Raw genomic sequence first — 16918 nt, 5'->3', positions numbered from 1 at the left:
GCGACCCACCTACCAGGACTTCACCCACGCTGTCAGGTCAACTGCCTTGCCTCAGAAGCAGGTTGGAAAAGACTCACTCAGGCGGTTTGGTACCCGGTCAGGACGCCTCCCCGGCCAGGGTCTGTCCGGTCGATCGTGCCGTGTCTGCCACCCGGCGAGTCTCGCGATGCGGTTGGCCTCGACGAAGCTGATCAACTCTGTCATCGCCGTCTGGCGTGGCCGCAGCCCGCTCTGCTGACGAAGGGAGCGGAAGCGCCAGGGAAGGGCTCCAGCGCAGCAGGCGTCCGAGTGATCGTTGTGCTCGGACGGGGCGTGCTCGCGTATCGTCCGTGGGGTGACTGATGCCACCGCGGCGGCCCGAAGCGACATCTCCATGAGCGTGCTCGGAGAGTTGATCGATGCCTTCGGCCTCGGAGACGTGGGGGAGCGGCACTACCTTGTTGACGGGCTGATGAACGCGAACTGGGGGCTGGACACCTCCGCCGGGAGGTTCGCTCTCAAGCGGGTCACGGATGTCTCGCTGGAGCGATTGCAGCGCAACCTCAGAGTGCTGGCGGCCCTTGGCGCCGACGATGTGCCGGTGAGTGCCCCCAGCCCCACGCTCTCGGGGTCGCTGGTGGCGCAGGTCGACGGTGGTGCCTGGTGCCTGTTCCCGTGGGTGGCCGGTTCCCACGTCCGGGGTGTCGATCTCACCTTGTCTGAGGCGAGCGCACTGGGCGGTCACCTGGGACGCCTGCACGTGAGCCTGAGCAGGGCTTGCGATCGAGGGCTGTTGCCCGGGGTGCCAGAGACGATCACTGCGGACGTCACGTCGCCGGAGCGGGCGGTGGAGAAAGCCGAGCGGCTGACAGCGGCCGTGCGCGACAAGGGCACTGGCAGCGACTTTGACAAGGATGCCGCTGTGTCCTTGGACCATCGGCGAGTCCTCGTCTCCAAGTACGCCGATCATCGTCCGCGATCCGCGACGCCTGAGGGTGACCACGGGTGGACGCATGGTGATGTGCAGTACCGAAATCTGCTCTGGGAAGGCGGGGAACTTGCTGCCTTCCTGGACTGGGACCGGATCGCGGTGCGCACGTACGCGGAAGAGGTGGTGCGGACAGCTCAGGTGCAGTTCGGGGTGGCCGGTGTATTCGACCTCGTGCGGGTGTCCGCGTTCGTCGAGGGATATCGATCAGTCGTGCCGCTGGAACCGTCGGCGCTGGTGGACGGCGCTCGTCGGCTGTGGTGGAAGCGGATGACGGACTTCTGGCAGTTGGAGTTCCACTACGACCGAGGTGACTTCTCCTTCGACGACCTGTTCACCGCGGACGAGGCACTGCTGCACTGGTGGACGGACCGGCTGGATCAGGTCGAGGACGCGTTCGCCGCAGGGTAGATCCCGAGGCGTTCGAGGTCCGGCAGGCAGGGGCGGGTGAAGGAGGTCGCTCGTTGCCGAGCTTGCTCCCCCAGAGTGTGGTGGTCGGCGGCGCGGAGGGCCTCCACCCACTCTTCGGCGCTGGCCTCGGCGGAGAGCACCACCCCCGCGTTGCCAATGGCTTCGGGGATGCCGCCACGGTCGGTGCCGATGCTCGGGGTTCCGTGCAGTGCAGCTTCGATGATCACGCGGGGGAAGGCGTCCTCCACCGTGTCAGGGTCGACGGGAATGAGCCGTCGGCCCGCAGTCGTTTCGCTGTCGAAGGCGAAGTAAGTTTACGACATAACTGACCGATTTGTCTTGACTCGCGGAGTGCACGCGAGAAGCGTGGTTCAGGAGAACGCGACAGTCCGGCAACGCGCTGCCGCACAGCCAACGGACCACAGGAGGCTGAGCGGGATGACACGCAGAGTGCTCGCGAGGCGGATCGCAACGGCGCTGGGCGCTGGTGCCGCCGCCTGCGCCCTGAGCCTGGGCGGTGCGGGTGTGGCCGACGCCAAGATCGTGCCGGTCGACACCCAGTGCACCAACAACGGAGGCCAGCAGCCCGGAGGCCAGCAGCCCAGCTGCGGCGGCGCCGGGCTCATCCAGGAGTCCGAGAACCAGAACCCGGCGGGCCACGCCCCAGGCGGACACAACTGACCCGTCCACCACCGCCCGGAGCAGACATTCGAGCACAGGGAAACACGCAGAAAGCCGCGGCACAGGAGAGCCGCGGCTTTCCTGTGCGCCCCGCTAGCCCCCCTAGCCCCGCTGCTCAGCCTGTTCCGAGAGGAGCTTGTGCAGGGGCTTCTCGCCCCGGACGCGGTACTCCTGGATCGACCAGCCGTTGCCGTCGGGGTCCTTGAAGTACATGAAGGTCGCGCCGTCGTCCGGCGCGTACTGCACCGGCTCCGACACCTCAAGGCCCCGCTCCACCAGCTCCGCCCGCGCCGCCTTGATGTCGGACACGCACAGCTGGAGGCCCTGGTAGCTACCGGGCTGCGGTTTCGATTCGCCCTCGGCCAGGTCCCAGAGGTTGTCGCCCAGTGCGATGGAACAGCCGGAGCCCGGCGGTGTCAGCTGGACGATCCGCATCCCGGGCATGACCTCCTGGTCGATGTCGACGTGGAAGCCGACCTTGTCCCGGTAGAAGTCCCTGGCACGGTCGATGTCGCTCACGGGCAGCGGGATCACTTCAAGGGTGAAGTCCATCGCTAGTCCTCCCTGGAGAATCGCCAACGGGTCTGGCTGAACGGCTCACCCTTACCGAAGCCGAAAACCGTGCTCGGCGCCACCGAGAACACGAAAGCGTGTCCGGCTCCGTGGTGGAAGCAGCCGTTCCGTACCTCGAAGCGCCAGAAGCTGCCGTATTTCGCCTCCCAGGCCGCCGCCAGCTCGCGCAGCCGGTCCTCCTGCGTCACCCGGACCGCCTCGCCCTCCACGACCAGGTCGTAGCCCCGGTCCCAGGTGTTCGTGCCGGTGGTCAGCACCACCCACGGGTTCTCGGCCAGGTTGCGGGCCTTGCGCTCCTCGGGCCCGGTGCAGAAGTGCAGGGCGCCCGACGACCAGACCGCGGGCAGCGGCGTCACATGCGGGCGCCCGTCCGGCCGTACCGTCGAGATCCAGAACAGTTCGGCCGACGTCAGCAGGGCCAGCGCCTCGGACCAGGGCCTCGCCGTGGCCTTCTCGTCGCTGTAGCGGGCGTCCAGCCGGGTGTGCGGTTGGTTGGTCATAGAGGTTGGACCCCCTCCCGGCCCCGAACTCATCGGAGCTTCTCACCAGCGCTGCGGTTAGGCTCGACTCGGTACGACCTTGATCGGACAGGAGGCCGGGATGACGGCGCCGGGGCGCAGAAGCAGTACCTTCACACGGCTGCTGCGGCACGGCTTCACCGATCCGAGCGCCGCCGAGCGGCTCCTGGAGGCCCCGGAGCTGGCCCCCGTACGCGACGACCCGGTGCTGCTGGAGGCCCTCGGCGAGACCGCCGATCCTGATCTCGCCCTGCATGGCTTGGTGCGGCTGCTTGAGGCGCAGGTCGGCGACACCGCGCACCGTGAGCTGCTGGACACGGTCATAGCCGCCAAGCCGCTGCGCGACCGCCTCCTCGGTGTCCTCGGCGCGTCCGCCGCGCTCGCCGAGCATCTCGCCCGGCACTCCGGCGACTGGCACGCCCTCGTCACCTACGAGCCCAGGGACCTGCATCCCGGTGTGACCGAGTTCGAGCGGGGCTTGGCGGAGGCCACCGACCCCGTCTCGCTGCGCGTGGCCTACCGGCGCTGTCTGCTGTCCATCGCCGCCCGTGACGTGTGCGGCACCACCGATGTCGCCGAGTCCGCCGCCGAGCTCGCCGACCTCGCCACCGCCACCCTGCGCGCCGCGCTCGCCATCGCCCGCGCCGCCGCCCCCGAGGACGCCGCCGCCTGCCGGCTCGCGGTGATCGCGATGGGCAAGTGCGGGGGCCATGAGCTCAATTACGTCTCCGACGTCGATGTCATCTTCGTCGGGGAGGCGACGGACGGGGCTGACGAGAGCAAGGCCCTCAGGGCGGCCACCCGGCTCGCCTCGCACATGATGCGGATCTGCTCCGAGACGACCGTCGAGGGCTCCATCTGGCCCGTCGACGCCAATCTGCGCCCCGAGGGCCGCAACGGCCCCCTCGTGCGCACCCTGTCCAGCCACCTCGCCTACTACCAGCGCTGGGCCAAGACCTGGGAGTTCCAGGCGCTGCTCAAGGCCCGCCCGGTGGCCGGGGACATCGAGCTGGGGGAGGAGTACGTCGCCGCCCTCGAACCCCTCGTCTGGAAGGCCGCCGAGCGGGACAACTTCGTCGCCGACGTGCAGAAGATGCGGCGCCGGGTGGTGGAGAACATCCCCGTCGCCGAACTGGACCGCCAGCTCAAGCTCGGTCCCGGCGGCCTCAGGGACGTCGAATTCGCCGTACAGCTCCTTCAGTTGGTGCACGGGCGGGCCGACGCCTCACTGCGCAGCGGCACCACGCTCAACGCCCTGAAGGCCCTCGCCGCCGGCGGCTACGTCGGCCGGGCCGACGCCACCCAACTGGACGACGCCTACCGCTTCCTGCGCTCCATGGAGCACCGCATCCAGCTGTACCGGCTGCGCCGCACCCACCTCGTCCCCGAGGACGACGCCGACCTGCGCCGCATCGGCCGCTCCCTGGGCCTGCGCAGCGACCCGGTGGCCGACCTCAACCGCGAATGGCGACGGCACGCCGGTGTCGTACGACGGCTGCACGAGAAGCTGTTCTACCGGCCGCTGCTCGACGCGGTCGCCCAACTCGCCCCGGGCGAGGCCCGGTTGAGCAGCGAGGCGGCCCGCGAACGGCTGGTCGCGCTCGGCTACGCCGACCCCGCCGCGGCCCTGCGCCACCTGGAGGCGCTGGCCTCCGGAGTCACCCGCAAGGCGGCCATCCAACGCACCCTGCTCCCCGTCCTGTTGGGCTGGTTCGCCGACTCCGCCGACCCGGACGCCGGCCTGCTCAACTTCCGCAAGGTCTCCGACGCCCTCGGCAAGACCCCCTGGTATCTGCGGCTGCTCAGGGACGAGGGCGCGGCGGCGGAGAACCTCGCCCGCGTGCTGTCCGCCGGACGCCTCGCCCCCGATCTGCTGATGCGCGCCCCCGAGGCGGTGGCCCTGCTCGGCGACGGCGACGGACGTGGCGGCGGCCTCGAACCCCGCTCCCAGGCCCACCTGGAGCAGGAGATCCTCGCCGCGGTCGGCCGCGCCGACGGCGGCGCCCAGGCCGTCACCGCGGCCCGCGGCGTCCGCCGCCGCGAACTGTTCCGTACGGCCGCCGCCGACATCGTCGGCTCCTACGGCACCGAGGCGCAGCCCGCGGAGGCCGACCAGGGCGCGCTGGTCGACCTGGTCGGCGGCGCCGTATCGGACCTGACCGCTGTGACCCTCGCGGGCACCCTGCGCGCGGTCGTCCGCGAGGGCTGGGGCGAGACCCTGCCCACCCGGTTCACGGTGATCGGCATGGGCCGTTTCGGCGGCCACGAACTGGGCTACGGCTCCGACGCGGACGTGCTGTTCGTGCACGAGCCGCGCGACGGCGTCGACGAGCAGGAGGCCGCCAAGGCCGCCAACCGCGTCGTCTCCGAGATGCGCCGGCTGCTCCAGATCCCGAGCGCCGACCCGCCCCTGCTCATCGACGCCGACCTGCGCCCCGAGGGCAAGACCGGACCGCTGGTGCGCACGCTGACGTCGTACGAGGCCTACTACCGGCGCTGGTCGCTGGTCTGGGAGTCGCAGGCGCTGCTGCGGGCCGAGCCGGTCGCCGGGGACGAGGACCTCGGCCGCCGCTTCATCGAGCTGATCGACCCGCTGCGCTACCCGGCCGCCGGACTCGGCGACGACGCGGTCCGCGAGATCCGCCGTCTGAAGGCCCGGATGGAGTCCGAACGCCTCCCGCGCGGCGCCGACCCCAAGCTCCACACCAAGCTCGGCCCCGGCGGCCTCTCCGACGTCGAATGGACCGTCCAGCTCCTTCAGATGCGGCACGGCGCGCACGAGCCCGGCCTGCGCACCACCCGCACCCGGGCCGCCCTGGCCGCGGCGGCCGCCGCCGGCCTGATCCCCACGGAGGACGCGGCGACCCTCGACGAGGCATGGGTGCTGGCCACCCGGGTCCGCAACGCCGTCATGCTCGTCCGCGGCCGGGCCGGCGACACCTTCCCCTCGGACGCCCGCGAGCTCGCCGCCGTGGGCCGCTACCTGGGCTACGGCCCCGGCCGCGTCGGCGACATGCTCGACGACTACCGCCGCACCGCCCGCCGGGCGCGGGGTGTCGTGGACGAACTGTTCTACGGCGGCTAGCCGTTCCGCTCCCCAGCCGCCCCCGCACGGAGCACAATGACCCCGTAGCGGACGGCACTTGGCGGGGGGGCCGATGGAGGAACGCGGGCTGGTGGGTCTGTCGGACGCCATCGAGGGGCTGCGCGCCGAACTGGAGAGCGCGCGGCGGGCCGGGGCGGGCAAGGCCGTGCGGTTCGAGGTCGCCGAGGTGACCGTCACCCTGGAGGCCGTGGCCAGCAGGGAGCGCGACGGCTCGGGCCGGGTCCAGTGGTGGGTGCTCAACCTCGGCGGCGGACTGCGCTCCGGGGCCCAGGAGACCCAGACCGTGACGCTGCGGCTGGTGCCGAGGAGCGAGGGCGGGCCGCTCGATGTGAGCGGCGAGCAGACCGAGCCGGGCGACTGACACGCCGGGCGACCAGGGAGCGGGCACGGGGAGCGGGGCATGGGCTCACTGTGGGACGACCGGCTGGCCGAGATCTGGGCGCCGCCGGGCCGGCAGGGTTCTGGAGTGGTGATCGGGATGCGGGGGGTGCTCACCGCCCGGCATGTCGTGGCGGGCGGTGCGGACGGTGTCCTCGCCCGGGTGGTACGGCGCGCGCAGCAGCGCGTGGGCGGCTGGGTGCCGATGCGCGTGGTCTGGGAGGACGCGGACTGGGACCTGGCCCTGCTGGTCGTCCCCGACGGCGAGCCGCAGGCGCACAGCTGGCTCGTCCCCGCCTCCGCCTCACCGGTCCTAGTCCGGCTCGGCGGTCGCGCGGAGCCCGGCTGCGAGTCCATCGGCTTCCCCGACCAGGAGACCCAGCGGTCCGGGCCGGACAGCCCGAGACCCGTTGTACGGCAGACCGAGCAGATCACCGGCATGCTGCTGCCCAGCGGCCAGGCGAAGGCACCGGTCGGTACCGGGCGGCCGCTGCCCCGGGCCTGGATGCCGCTCGACGCCGAGAGTTCCACCGCCTCCTCACCGGCGGGGTGGGGCGGGATGTCCGGCTCCGGCGTGGTGCTCGCCGACGGACGGCTCGCGGCGGTCGTCGTCGCGGTGGACCGCGAGCACCAGCATCGTCGGCTGTACTGCGTACCGCTGGCCGAGGTCCTCGACGCCGTCCCCGGGTTCGGGTCCGCGCTGGCCCGGCTCAACGGCGCCCCGGTTCGCGCGCAGGCGCGGCACGCCGCCGCTTTCCGGCGGGCCCTGTCCGTGATCTGCCTCGGCCCCGAGGGCATGCCCGCCCGGCTCCATCAGCTGGACGACCTCGGCGCGTACGGCGTGAAGAGCGTCGACCTGCCCGGCGAGCCCCCCTTCCTCAACTACGTACGCCGGGACGGCGACCACGAGCTGGGCCAGGCGCTGGCCGAGGCGGCCCGCACCCGCCGCATGCTGCTGCTCGCTGGCAAGTCCGGGGCGGGCAAGAGCCGTTCGGTGGCGGAGGCGGTCCGTCGGCAGTTCCCGCGGCACCGGCTGCTGCGCCCGGTCGAGGACATGCTGGCCGCGGTCACCGAACTGCCGCTGGACGACATCGGCTCCGCCCTGGTGTGGCTGGACGACATCGAGCGCTACCAGCACGGCGGGCTGCGGGAGATGCTGCGCCGGCTCCTCTCCTCGGGCGTCGTGGTGGTCGGCACCATCCGCTCCGACGAGCTCGCCGCCCTCGCCGAGTCCCACAACCCGGTCGGCGAGGCGCTCACCGACCGGGCCCTGGTCCGGCGCGTCGAATGGCAGCGCGAGTGGTCGGGCGCCGAACGCACCCGGGTGCCCCAGCGCGTGGCCCATCCCGCCCTGCGGCAGGCCGTCGCCATGCGGATCGCGCTCGGCGTGTGGTGCGTGGCCGGACCCCAACTGGTGCAGCGCATGCTCAACTCCGAGCCGGACGACTATCCGTGCCGCTCGTCCCTGCTGCGCGCGGTGCTCGACTGGCACCGCACCGGTCTCACCGTCCCCATCCCACGGTCCGTCGCGTACACCCTCGTGGACCGGGCCTACCTGGACGAGCCCGCCACGGAGGGTGAGTTGGAGGAGGCGCTGCACTGGTCGCTCGCCCCCGTCGCCGTCGGCGGCCGGCGCAGCGCGCACAGCCTGCTGATGGCGGACCCGGCCACGGACACGCTCACCGTGAACGACTACGTGCAGGACTACGACGGTCGGGACGCCTTGCCCCCGGTGCCCCGACCGGTGTGGGAGGCGGCCCTGGACGTGGCCGCCGGTGACGACGACGCGCTGTCGGCGGTCGGCTGGCGGGCGATCGGCTCGGACGAACAGGACGTCGCCCGGCGGGCGTTCGCCCCGCTCGCCCAAGCCGGACAGGCCGAGGCCATGGGGATCGTCGGGCTGCTGGCGGAGGACCCCGAGGACGGCACCCGGTGGATGCGGCGCGCCGCGGAGACCGGGGACGTCTACGCGCTGCGCAACTTCGGCGCCCACCTGAGCCGGGACCAACCCGCCGAGGCACGACTGTGGTTCGAGCGCGCGGTGGAGGCCGGCAGTGTCTCCGCGATGGTCGATCTGGCCAGGCTGTTGGAGGACGACGATCCGTGGGCCGCTCAGGAGTGGTTCCGACGGGCTGCCGCGGCGGGCGACGACGAGGCGATGAACAGCCTCGGCACCCTGCTGTACGCGCAGGACCCGGACCAGGCCAGGGAGTTGTTCCGGCAGGCCGCCGGGACCGGCAACGCGCTGGCCATGAACAACCTCGGTCTGCTGCTCGACGACGTGGACGAGGCCGAGGCCGAGAGCTGGTTCCGCAAGGCGGCGGAGGACGGCAGCGAGGAGGGAATGCACAACCTCGGCACGGTCCTGGCCAGGCGCGGCGATCACGAGGGCGCCCTGGACTGGCTGCACCGGGCGGCCGAGTCCGGCCATACGGAGGCCATGCGCAATCTGGGCATCGAACTGTCGCAGCACGACCTCGCCGCCGGCGCCCGCTACTGGTGGCTGCGGGCCGTCGACGCGGGCAACACCGACGCCATGCTCAACCTCGCCGTGCTGGCCTTCAACGACGGCGATGTCAACGACGGATACCGCTCGTGGCTCGAACGGGGTGCGGACGCCGGAAGCGCGACCTGTACGTTCGCCCTGGGCGACCTGCACGCCCAGCTCGGCGACCCCGAAGCGGCACGGCGGTGCTACGAGCGGGCCGCCGACGCCGGAGAGCCTGCGGCGATGGCGGCCCTCGGAGCGATGACCGAGTCCCACGAGGAGGCCCTTCCCTGGCTGCGATTGGCCGCGGATGCGGGCGACGTGGACGGGATGCACGAGTTGGGCCGCCGGCTGGCCGGCGCCGGTGACCACGAAGGCGCGCGAGCCTGGTGGACCCGGGCCGCGACAGCCGGCCACACCGACGCGGCGAACGCCCTCGGGCACCTGCTGTTGGCCGAGGACGTACAGGCGGCTCTGCCGTGGCTCCGGGCGGCGGCGCAGGCGGGGGACCCCGACGCCATGGCGGAGCTCGCGGAGCTGCTGGCCGTCTCCGACCCCGAGGAGGCGGGCGAATGGCGGTTCAGATCGGATCTGTACGTGGCCAAGGACAGGTTCCTGGAGCAGGACGCCGATCCGGACCCGCTCCGGCAGGCACTGCTCACGGCGGTGCGCGACTGGCACCGCACGGGGATCGGGCGCGGGGTACCCAAGGACATCGCCTTCGCCCTGGTCAACGACATCTACTTGGACGTCCCCGCCTCGACCGCGGAACTGGAGGATGCGCTCGCCTGGGCGATGGCGCCGGTGTGGGTCGAGGGGCGGGAGACCGGGTTCTCCCTGATGTACGAGGACACCGATGACGAGGACACCGATGACGCGGACATCGAAGGCGAGCCCCATGTCGGCGGCCTGCAAGCCGTGGAGATCCGCGACGGCAGGGAGCCACCGCCGGTCCCGGACCAGGTCTGGCACGAGGCGCTGGCCGCCTGTTCCGACGACCCGGAGCCCCGCAGGGCCATCGGCTGGCACGCCATGGAGGCACTGCGGGAGAGAGTGGCGCGGTCCGCGTTCGAACCGCTGGCACACGCCGGGGACGCTGAGGCCATGGGGCTGTACGGCCTGCTCATCGGCGCGGAGGACCCCGAGGCCGCGCGGGAGTGGCGGGAGCGGGCAGCGCAGACCCGTGACGTCTACGGGATGCTGAACTACGGAACGTACCTGATGAACAGCGGTGACCCGACGACCGCCCGCCACTGGCTCCGCGAGGCCGCGGATGCGGGCAGCGCCCTGGCCATGAGCCATCTCGGTGGCATGCTCCTCGACGACGATCCGGACGAGGCCCGGCTCTGGCTGCGCCGCGCCGCCGACGCGGGTGACGCCAACGCGATGAACTGGCTCGGCCTCCTGGCCTCCCGCGAGGGCCGCCGGTCCGGCCGCGACTGGTTCCGGGAGGCTGCTTACGCCGGGCATCACACGGCGATGAACAACCTGGGCCTGGATGTGCACGAGGCGGGGGACACGGAAGGAGCGCGGCTCTGGTTCCGGATGGCCGCCGAGTCCGGCTTCGACGAGGCGATGCGCAATCTCGCGATGACCCTGCTCGACGAGGATCCGCCCGCGGCCCGGGAGTGGCTGGAGCGGGCGGCCGCCGAGGGCAACGCGGAAGCCTTGTACAACCTCGGCGTCCTGGTGATGGACGAGGACCAGGACGCGGCCACCGAGTACTGGCGGCGGGCCGCGGACCTCGGAGATCCGGACGCGATGAACAACATCGGCCTCCAGCTCCGGGACGAGGAGCGCTTCGACGCCGCGCAGGAGCTCCTGGAGCGCGCCGCCGCGACCGGCAACGTCAACGCCATGAACAGTCTGGGGTCACTGCTGAGCAGCCTCGGCCGGGACGGTCAGGCGCGTGCCTGGTGGGAGCGGGCGGCCGACCAGGGGGACGCGAACGCGATGTACAACCTCGGCCGTCAGCTCTTGGAGGAGGACCCGGACGGTGCCGTCGCCTGGTGGCAACAGGCCGCCGAAGCCGGAAGTCAGGAGGCGCAGGCCGCGCTGGAGGAGGGCTAGCGCTTCCTCATCGGCAGCAGGGTCCGCCGGGGCGTGCGCGCCGGGGCCAGCTGGGGCAGGGAGTGCGGCAACGCTCCGTACCAGAGCCGGGCCACCGTGTAGCCGAAGGCCAGGCAGAGGAGGCCGCCCACCGCGTCCAGCCAGAAGTGGTTGGCGGTGGCGACGATGACCACCAGGGTAAGCACCGGGTAGAGGAGGCCGAGGATGCGGACCCACGGGAGGGAGGCGAGCGCGAAGATGGTCAGCCCGCACCACAGGGACCAGCCGATGTGCATCGACGGCATCGCGGCGTACTGGTTCGACATGTTCTTCAGGTCACCCGAGGCCATCGAGCCCCAGGTCTGGTGGACCAGCACGGTGTCGATGAAGTTGCCGCCGGTCATCAGCCGGGGCGGCGCGAGCGGATACAGATAGTAACCGAGCAGGGCCACACCCGTGGTGGCGAAGAGCACCATACGGGTCGCCGCGTAGCGGCCTGGGTGACTACGGTAGAGCCATACGAGGACACCCAGCGTGACGATGAAATGCAGCGTCGCGTAGTAGTAGTTCATGCCCACGATCAGCCAAGTCACCGAGTTCACGGCCTGGTTGACCGAGTGCTCGAAGGCGGCCCCGATGGTGTGCTCCGCGTTCCAGATCCAGTCGGCGTTACGCAGAGCTTCGGCCCGCTGCTCCGGGACCGCGTTGCGGATCAGTGAGTACGTCCAGTAACTCACCGCGATCAGGAGGATCTCGAACCACAGCCGGGGCCGGCGCGGGGCGCGCAGCCGGTGCAGCAGACCGGGCCGGTCCGAAGCCGTGACGGGGTCAGGAGCGGCCGCCTGTGTGCGGTCTTCCAGCTCGGTCACGGTCGTGTCACCCATAGGCACAGAGTCTGCCAGAAACGCCTTCCCCCACCGATCATCCCCTGGTCCGGTTCCGGTCGCACGTTCTACCACGGACGGATGCCCCGCTCTCCTACGGCCGCACGGCACCGGCCCGTTCGCCATCCGCCCTAGGGACGATTTCGGTCCCCAGGGGCCGAAGCGGTCGAACCGCGCACCACCAGTTCCGGCATGAACACGAACTCGCTGTGCGGCGCGGGAGTCCCGCCGATCTCCTCCAGCAACGTGCGCACCGCGGCCTGGCCCATCGCCGGGACCGGCTTGCGGACGGTCGTCAGCGGCGGGTCGGTGAAGGCGATGAGGGGGGAGTCGTCGAAGCCGACGACCGAGATGTCCTTCGGGACCTCCAGGCCCCGCTGCCGGGCCGCCCGTATCGCGCCCAGCGCCATCATGTCGCTGGCGCAGACCACCGCGGTGCAGCCGCGGTCCATCAGCGCCATGGCGGCCGCCTGGCCGCCCTCCAGGGTGTACAGCGAGTGCTGCACCAGCTCGGTCTCTATGACCTCGGCGGCCAGGCTCAGCTGGTCCTGCATCGCGCGGACGAAGCCCTCGATCTTCCGCTGGACCGGGACGAACCGCTTCGGGCCGAGCGCCAGGCCGATGCGGGTGTGGCCGAGCGAGGCCAGATGCGTCACCGCGAGCGTCATCGCCGCGCGGTCGTCGGGGGAGATGAACGGCGCCTGCACCTTGGGGGAGAAGCCGTCGACGAGGACGAAGGGGACACCCTGGGCGCGCAGCCGCTCGTAGCGCTGCATGTCGGCGGTGGTGTCCGCGTGCAGTCCGGAGACGTAGATGATGCCCGCGACCCCGCGGTCGACGAGCATCTCGGTCAGTTCGTCCTCGGTGGAGCCGCCCGGAGTCTGGGTGGCGAGCACCGGCGTGTAGCCCTGCCTGGTCAGCGCCTGGCCGATGACCTGGGCGAGGGCCGGGAATATCGGGTTCTCCAGCTCCGGGGTGATCAGGCCCACGAGGCCTTCGCTGCGCTGCCGCAGACGGACCGGGCGCTCGTAGCCCAGGACGTCGAGGGCAGCCAGCACGGACTGGCGGGTGGTGGCGGCGACGCCCGGCTTCCCATTGAGGACCCGGCTGACGGTCGCTTCGCTCACCCCCGCCTGCGCAGCGATATCCGCAAGCCGTGTGGTCACGCCACCGGACTGTACCGGTCGTATCTCGCCTTGCACACCAATCGGGCGTCGGGTGCGGACGGTTGACCGGCGCGACGCGCCTTGCTGCGACATGGCGTCCCCTCGTGAAACGGATGGCAAGAGCTTGCAGAGTCTTGCACAACACCCCCCGCCCCCGCTCAACCCCGCAGAACAACGGTCTCACAGCAGTCGCCGGGAGGTCACGCCCGGGTAACTTCGGTGATGCCTTGCACTTTTTTTCTGCAAGGTCTTTCGCAGCGCTTACATCGCTGTTACGTTCACGACGCCCGGCGGCCGCAACGGCGCAGTCGGCACGACAGCGGGAGCAGGCAGACGGGGCCTGCCCCTGCACCACACGGGCTTTCACCCTCAAGGAGAACTCATGCGGCGTGGCATAGCGGCCACCGCGCTGGTGGCGTCCCTCGCCCTCGCGGCGACGGCCTGCGGCGGAGACAGCGACAGCGGCGACAAGGCCGACGGTCCGGTCACCATCACCTGGTGGGACACCTCCAACGCCACGAATGAGGCGCCGACGTACCAGGCCTTGGTCAAGGAATTCGAGGCCGCCAACAAGAACATCAAGGTCAAGTACGTCAACGTCCCCTTCGACCAGGCGCAGAACAAGTTCGACACCGCCGCCGGTTCCAAGGGCGCCCCGGACATCCTGCGTTCCGAGGTCGGCTGGACCCCCGCCTTCGCCAAGAAGGGCTTCTTCCTGCCGCTGGACGGCACCGAGGCCCTCGCGGACGAGGCCAAGTTCAAGCCGAACCTGATCGAGCAGGCCAAGTACGAGGGCAAGACGTACGGCGCTCCGTTCACCACGGACACCCTCGCCCTTGTGTACAACAAGGAGCTCTTCGAGAAGGCCGGCGTCGAGGCCCCCAAGACCTGGGACGACCTGAAGAAGGCCGCCGCCAAGATCAAGGCCAAGACCGGTGTCGACGGCTACTGGGGCTCCACCCAGGCCTACTACGCCCAGTCCTTCCTCTACGGCGAGGGCACCGACACCGTCGACGCCGACGCCAAGAAGATCACGGTGAACTCCGCCGAGGCCAAGAAGGCGTACGGCACCTGGCTGGACCTCTTCGACGGCAAGGGCCTGCACAAGGCCGACACCACCGCCGACGCCTACGCCCACATCCAGGAGGCGTTCGTCAGCGGCAAGGTCGCCTCGATCATCCAGGGCCCGTGGGAGATCACCAACTTCTACAAGGGCTCCGCGTTCAAGGACAAGAACAACCTCGGCATCGTCACCGTCCCGGCCGGTTCCACCGGCGAGGCGGGCGCCCCGACCGGCGGTCACAACCTGTCCGTCTACGCGGGCTCGGACGCGGCGCACCAGGAGGCGTCCCTGAAGTTCGTGAACTTCATGACCTCCGCGCACGCCCAGGAGACCATCGCGCTGAAGAACTCCACCCTGCCGACGCGCGATGACGCCTACACCGCCGAGGTCAAGGCCGACCCGGGCATCGCGGGCTACCAGACCGTGCTCGCCGCCGCCCAGCCGCGCCCGGCGCTGCCCGAGTACAGCTCCCTGTGGGGCCCGGTGGACACCGAGCTGCTCGCCATCGCCGGTGGCAAGAAGGACCTCGACGAGGGCCTGAGCAGCGCTGAGACCGCCATCGCCAAGCTGGTGCCGGACTTCAGCAAGTAATCCACCCGTGACCGTCGGGTCCCGCCTGAAACAGGGGGGAGGGACCCGGCGGTCGCAGGTCTTGGCCTGGCCCAACTCCTGATCTTCCAGAAGGTGTCGAGAACCATGACAGTCGCCATCGACCGCGCCACCGGCAAGCGCCGCGGTGATCGCGCGCCGCGGCCCGGGCTGGGCCAGCGCCTCAAGCACGCATACCAGAAGCACTGGTACGCCTACGCGATGATCACGCCCGTGATCGTCGTCCTCGGCGTCCTCGTGCTCTACCCCCTGGCCTACGGCTTCTATCTGACCCTCACCGACGCCAACAGCCTCAACACGGCCCGCACCATCGGCGTCAACGAGATCGAGGCCACCTACAAGTTCATCGGCTTCGACAACTACGCCGACATCCTGTGGGGCGAGACCTCCTACGACCGGTTCTGGTCCCACTTCATCTGGACGATCGTGTGGACGGCCACCTGTGTCGCCCTGCACTACACCATCGGCCTCGGCCTCGCGCTGCTGCTCAACCAGAAGCTGCGCGGCCGCACCCTGTACCGGCTGATCCTGATCCTGCCCTGGGCCGTGCCGACCTTCGTCACCGTCTTCGGCTGGCGCTTCATGCTCGCCGACGGCGGCGTGATCAACTCCTTCCTGGAGTTCCTGCACCTGCCGACCCCGGCCTGGCTGGAGGACACCTTCTGGCAGCGGTTCGCCGCGATCATGGTCAACACCTGGTGCGGTGTGCCGTTCATGATGCTCTCGCTGCTCGGCGGACTGCAGTCCATCGACTCCACCCTCTACGAGGCCGCCGAGATGGACGGCGCGAGCCGGTGGCAGCAGTTCCGCTACGTCACCCTGCCGGGCCTGCGCTCGGTCAGCTCCACCGTGATCCTGCTCGGCATCATCTGGACCTTCAACCAGTTCGCCATCATCTTCCTGCTGTTCGGCGACACCGCCCCGGACGCCCAGATCCTGGTCACCTGGGCCTACTACCTCGGCTTCGGACAGCAGCCGCGCGACTTCGCCCAGTCGGCCGCCTACGGAATGCTGCTGCTGGCCATCCTGATCGTCTTCACCTCCTTCTACCGCCGCTGGCTGAACCGCAATGACGAGCAGCTCGCGATCTGAGGCAGGAGTCCCCATGAGCACTACCGTTGAGACCTCCGCCGAGGTGAAGAAGGAGATCCCCGTGGCCACCACCCCGGGCACTGTGCGCCGGCGCGGCGAGCGCGGCCTCGCGGCCTCCGCCGTCTCGCACGGCATCCTCATCGTGGCGAGCCTGGTCGCCCTCTTCCCCATCGCCTGGCTGGTGTTCCTGTCCCTCGGCCCGGACAAGGACGACTATCTCCACCCCGGTGACATCTGGGGGAAGATGACGCTGGACAACTACTCGTTCGTCCTGAAGGACACCAACTTCTTCGACTGGCTGTGGAGCACGCTGATCGTGTCCCTCGGCACCACGTTCATCGGCGTGATCATCGCCGCGACCACCGGCTACGCGGTCTCGCGGATGCGCTTCCCGGGCTACAAGAAGTTCATGTGGGTCCTTCTGGTCACCCAGATGTTCCCGATCGCCGTCCTCATCGTGCCGATGTACCAGATCCTCTCCGACCTCCAGCTCGTCGACAGCTACCTGGGTCTGATCCTGGTCTACTGCTCGACCGCGGTGCCGTACTGCGCCTGGCTGCTCAAGGGCTACTTCGACACGATCCCGTTCGAGATCGACGAGGCCGGGCGGGTCGACGGACTGTCCCCCTTCGGCACGTTCGTACGGTTGATCCTGCCGCTCGCCAAGCCCGGGCTCGCGGTCGCCGGCTTCTACAGCTTCATCACCGCCTTCGGCGAGGTCGCCTTCGCCTCGACGTTCATGCTGTCGGACACGAAGTACACCTTCGCCGTCGCGCTGCAGACCTTCGTCAGCGAACACGACGCGCAGCGGCAGTACATGGCCGCGACGGCCGTGCTGATCGCGATACCGGTCTCCGCGTTCTTCTATCTCGTGCAGAAGAACCTGGTCACCGGTTTGACCGCGGGTGGCACGAAGGGCTGATGCCCGGGCCG

At 70.4% G+C, this 16918-nt stretch carries 13 protein-coding genes; 8 read left to right on the top strand and 5 right to left on the bottom strand.

What is annotated here, in order from left to right; genetic code table 11:
• Nucleotides 1-295 precede the first annotated feature (295 nt).
• Nucleotides 296-1378, top strand: a complete 1083-nt coding sequence (locus STRCI_RS12315) for a phosphotransferase (RefSeq protein WP_418953326.1) — start codon at nt 296-298, stop codon at nt 1376-1378.
• Here STRCI_RS12315 and STRCI_RS12310 read toward each other — a convergent pair.
• A complete protein-coding gene (locus tag STRCI_RS12310; RefSeq protein ID WP_269658948.1) occupies nt 1348-1626 on the bottom strand; it encodes a glycosyltransferase in 279 nt (92 codons plus the stop codon). The two genes, STRCI_RS12315 and STRCI_RS12310, sit on opposite strands and share 31 nt — an antisense overlap.
• Before the next feature lie 190 nt (nt 1627-1816).
• Between STRCI_RS12310 and STRCI_RS12305 the strand changes: the two genes are divergently transcribed.
• Complete coding sequence (locus STRCI_RS12305) at nt 1817-2059, top strand: hypothetical protein (RefSeq protein WP_269658947.1); 243 nt, start codon at nt 1817-1819, stop codon at nt 2057-2059.
• 102 nt (nt 2060-2161) lie between these two features.
• Here STRCI_RS12305 and STRCI_RS12300 read toward each other — a convergent pair whose 3' ends face one another.
• Nucleotides 2162-2611 (bottom strand): VOC family protein, encoded by a 450-nt coding sequence (locus STRCI_RS12300; protein WP_269658946.1) that lies wholly within the window; start codon nt 2609-2611, stop codon nt 2162-2164.
• A 2-nt stretch (nt 2612-2613) separates the two neighbouring features.
• Nucleotides 2614-3132: a pyridoxamine 5'-phosphate oxidase family protein gene (locus STRCI_RS12295; RefSeq protein ID WP_269658945.1), complete on the bottom strand. Its 519-nt coding sequence runs from the start codon at nt 3130-3132 to the stop codon at nt 2614-2616.
• Nucleotides 3133-3232: 100 nt separating this feature from the next.
• Between STRCI_RS12295 and STRCI_RS12290 the strand changes: the two genes are divergently transcribed.
• From STRCI_RS12290 to STRCI_RS12280, 3 genes are all read left to right on the top strand, one after another.
• Nucleotides 3233-6235 carry a bifunctional [glutamine synthetase] adenylyltransferase/[glutamine synthetase]-adenylyl-L-tyrosine phosphorylase gene (locus STRCI_RS12290; protein WP_269658944.1) on the top strand — a complete coding sequence of 1001 codons (3003 nt, stop codon included), beginning with the start codon at nt 3233-3235 and terminating at the stop codon, nt 6233-6235.
• A gap of 73 nt (nt 6236-6308) precedes the next feature.
• A complete protein-coding gene (locus STRCI_RS12285; protein WP_269658943.1) occupies nt 6309-6617 on the top strand; it encodes a trypco2 family protein in 309 nt (102 codons plus the stop codon).
• 39 nt (nt 6618-6656) lie between these two features.
• Nucleotides 6657-11192, top strand: a complete 4536-nt coding sequence (locus STRCI_RS12280) for a bifunctional trypsin-like peptidase domain-containing/SEL1-like repeat protein (RefSeq protein WP_269658942.1) — start codon at nt 6657-6659, stop codon at nt 11190-11192.
• On the opposite strand, the gene STRCI_RS12275 is transcribed toward STRCI_RS12280, so the two are convergent.
• Complete coding sequence (locus tag STRCI_RS12275) at nt 11189-12055, bottom strand: phosphatase PAP2 family protein (RefSeq protein ID WP_269658941.1); 867 nt, start codon at nt 12053-12055, stop codon at nt 11189-11191. The two genes, STRCI_RS12280 and STRCI_RS12275, sit on opposite strands and share 4 nt — an antisense overlap.
• A 131-nt stretch (nt 12056-12186) precedes the next feature.
• On the bottom strand, nt 12187-13221 hold the full coding sequence (locus STRCI_RS12270; protein ID WP_269658940.1) for a LacI family DNA-binding transcriptional regulator: 1035 nt from the start codon (nt 13219-13221) through the stop codon (nt 12187-12189).
• A 382-nt stretch (nt 13222-13603) separates the two neighbouring features.
• On the opposite strand from STRCI_RS12270, the gene STRCI_RS12265 reads away from it, so the two are divergent.
• The 3 genes from STRCI_RS12265 to STRCI_RS12255 all read left to right on the top strand — a co-directional run bounded on the left by STRCI_RS12265 (nt 13604) and on the right by STRCI_RS12255 (nt 16907).
• A complete protein-coding gene (locus STRCI_RS12265; RefSeq protein WP_269658939.1) occupies nt 13604-14875 on the top strand; it encodes an extracellular solute-binding protein in 1272 nt (423 codons plus the stop codon).
• A 105-nt stretch (nt 14876-14980) separates the two neighbouring features.
• Nucleotides 14981-15985, top strand: coding sequence for a carbohydrate ABC transporter permease (locus STRCI_RS12260; protein WP_269658938.1), 1005 nt, complete (start codon nt 14981-14983; stop codon nt 15983-15985).
• 13 nt (nt 15986-15998) lie between these two features.
• Nucleotides 15999-16907, top strand: a complete 909-nt coding sequence (locus tag STRCI_RS12255) for a sugar ABC transporter permease (RefSeq protein WP_269658937.1) — start codon at nt 15999-16001, stop codon at nt 16905-16907.
• Nucleotides 16908-16918: the final 11 nt, after the last annotated feature.

It is taken from the genome of Streptomyces cinnabarinus, assembly GCF_027270315.1.
Classification (GTDB): Bacteria; Actinomycetota; Actinomycetes; order Streptomycetales; family Streptomycetaceae; genus Streptomyces; species Streptomyces cinnabarinus.
This window is presented reverse-complemented; position numbering and strand designations above follow the sequence as displayed.

Excerpts from the sequence above, each read along its gene's own strand:
- STRCI_RS12305 (WP_269658947.1), top strand. The coding sequence starts at position 1,817 with ATGACACGCAGAGTGCTCGCGAGGCGGATCGCAACGGCGCTGGGCGCT.
- STRCI_RS12300 (WP_269658946.1), bottom strand. The coding sequence starts at position 2,611 with ATGGACTTCACCCTTGAAGTGATCCCGCTGCCCGTGAGCGACATCGAC.
- STRCI_RS12295 (WP_269658945.1), bottom strand. The coding sequence starts at position 3,132 with ATGACCAACCAACCGCACACCCGGCTGGACGCCCGCTACAGCGACGAG.
- STRCI_RS12290 (WP_269658944.1), top strand. The coding sequence starts at position 3,233 with ATGACGGCGCCGGGGCGCAGAAGCAGTACCTTCACACGGCTGCTGCGG.
- STRCI_RS12285 (WP_269658943.1), top strand. The coding sequence starts at position 6,309 with ATGGAGGAACGCGGGCTGGTGGGTCTGTCGGACGCCATCGAGGGGCTG.
- STRCI_RS12280 (WP_269658942.1), top strand. The coding sequence starts at position 6,657 with ATGGGCTCACTGTGGGACGACCGGCTGGCCGAGATCTGGGCGCCGCCG.
- STRCI_RS12275 (WP_269658941.1), bottom strand. The coding sequence starts at position 12,055 with ATGGGTGACACGACCGTGACCGAGCTGGAAGACCGCACACAGGCGGCC.
- STRCI_RS12265 (WP_269658939.1), top strand. The coding sequence starts at position 13,604 with ATGCGGCGTGGCATAGCGGCCACCGCGCTGGTGGCGTCCCTCGCCCTC.
- STRCI_RS12260 (WP_269658938.1), top strand. The coding sequence starts at position 14,981 with ATGACAGTCGCCATCGACCGCGCCACCGGCAAGCGCCGCGGTGATCGC.
- STRCI_RS12255 (WP_269658937.1), top strand. The coding sequence starts at position 15,999 with ATGAGCACTACCGTTGAGACCTCCGCCGAGGTGAAGAAGGAGATCCCC.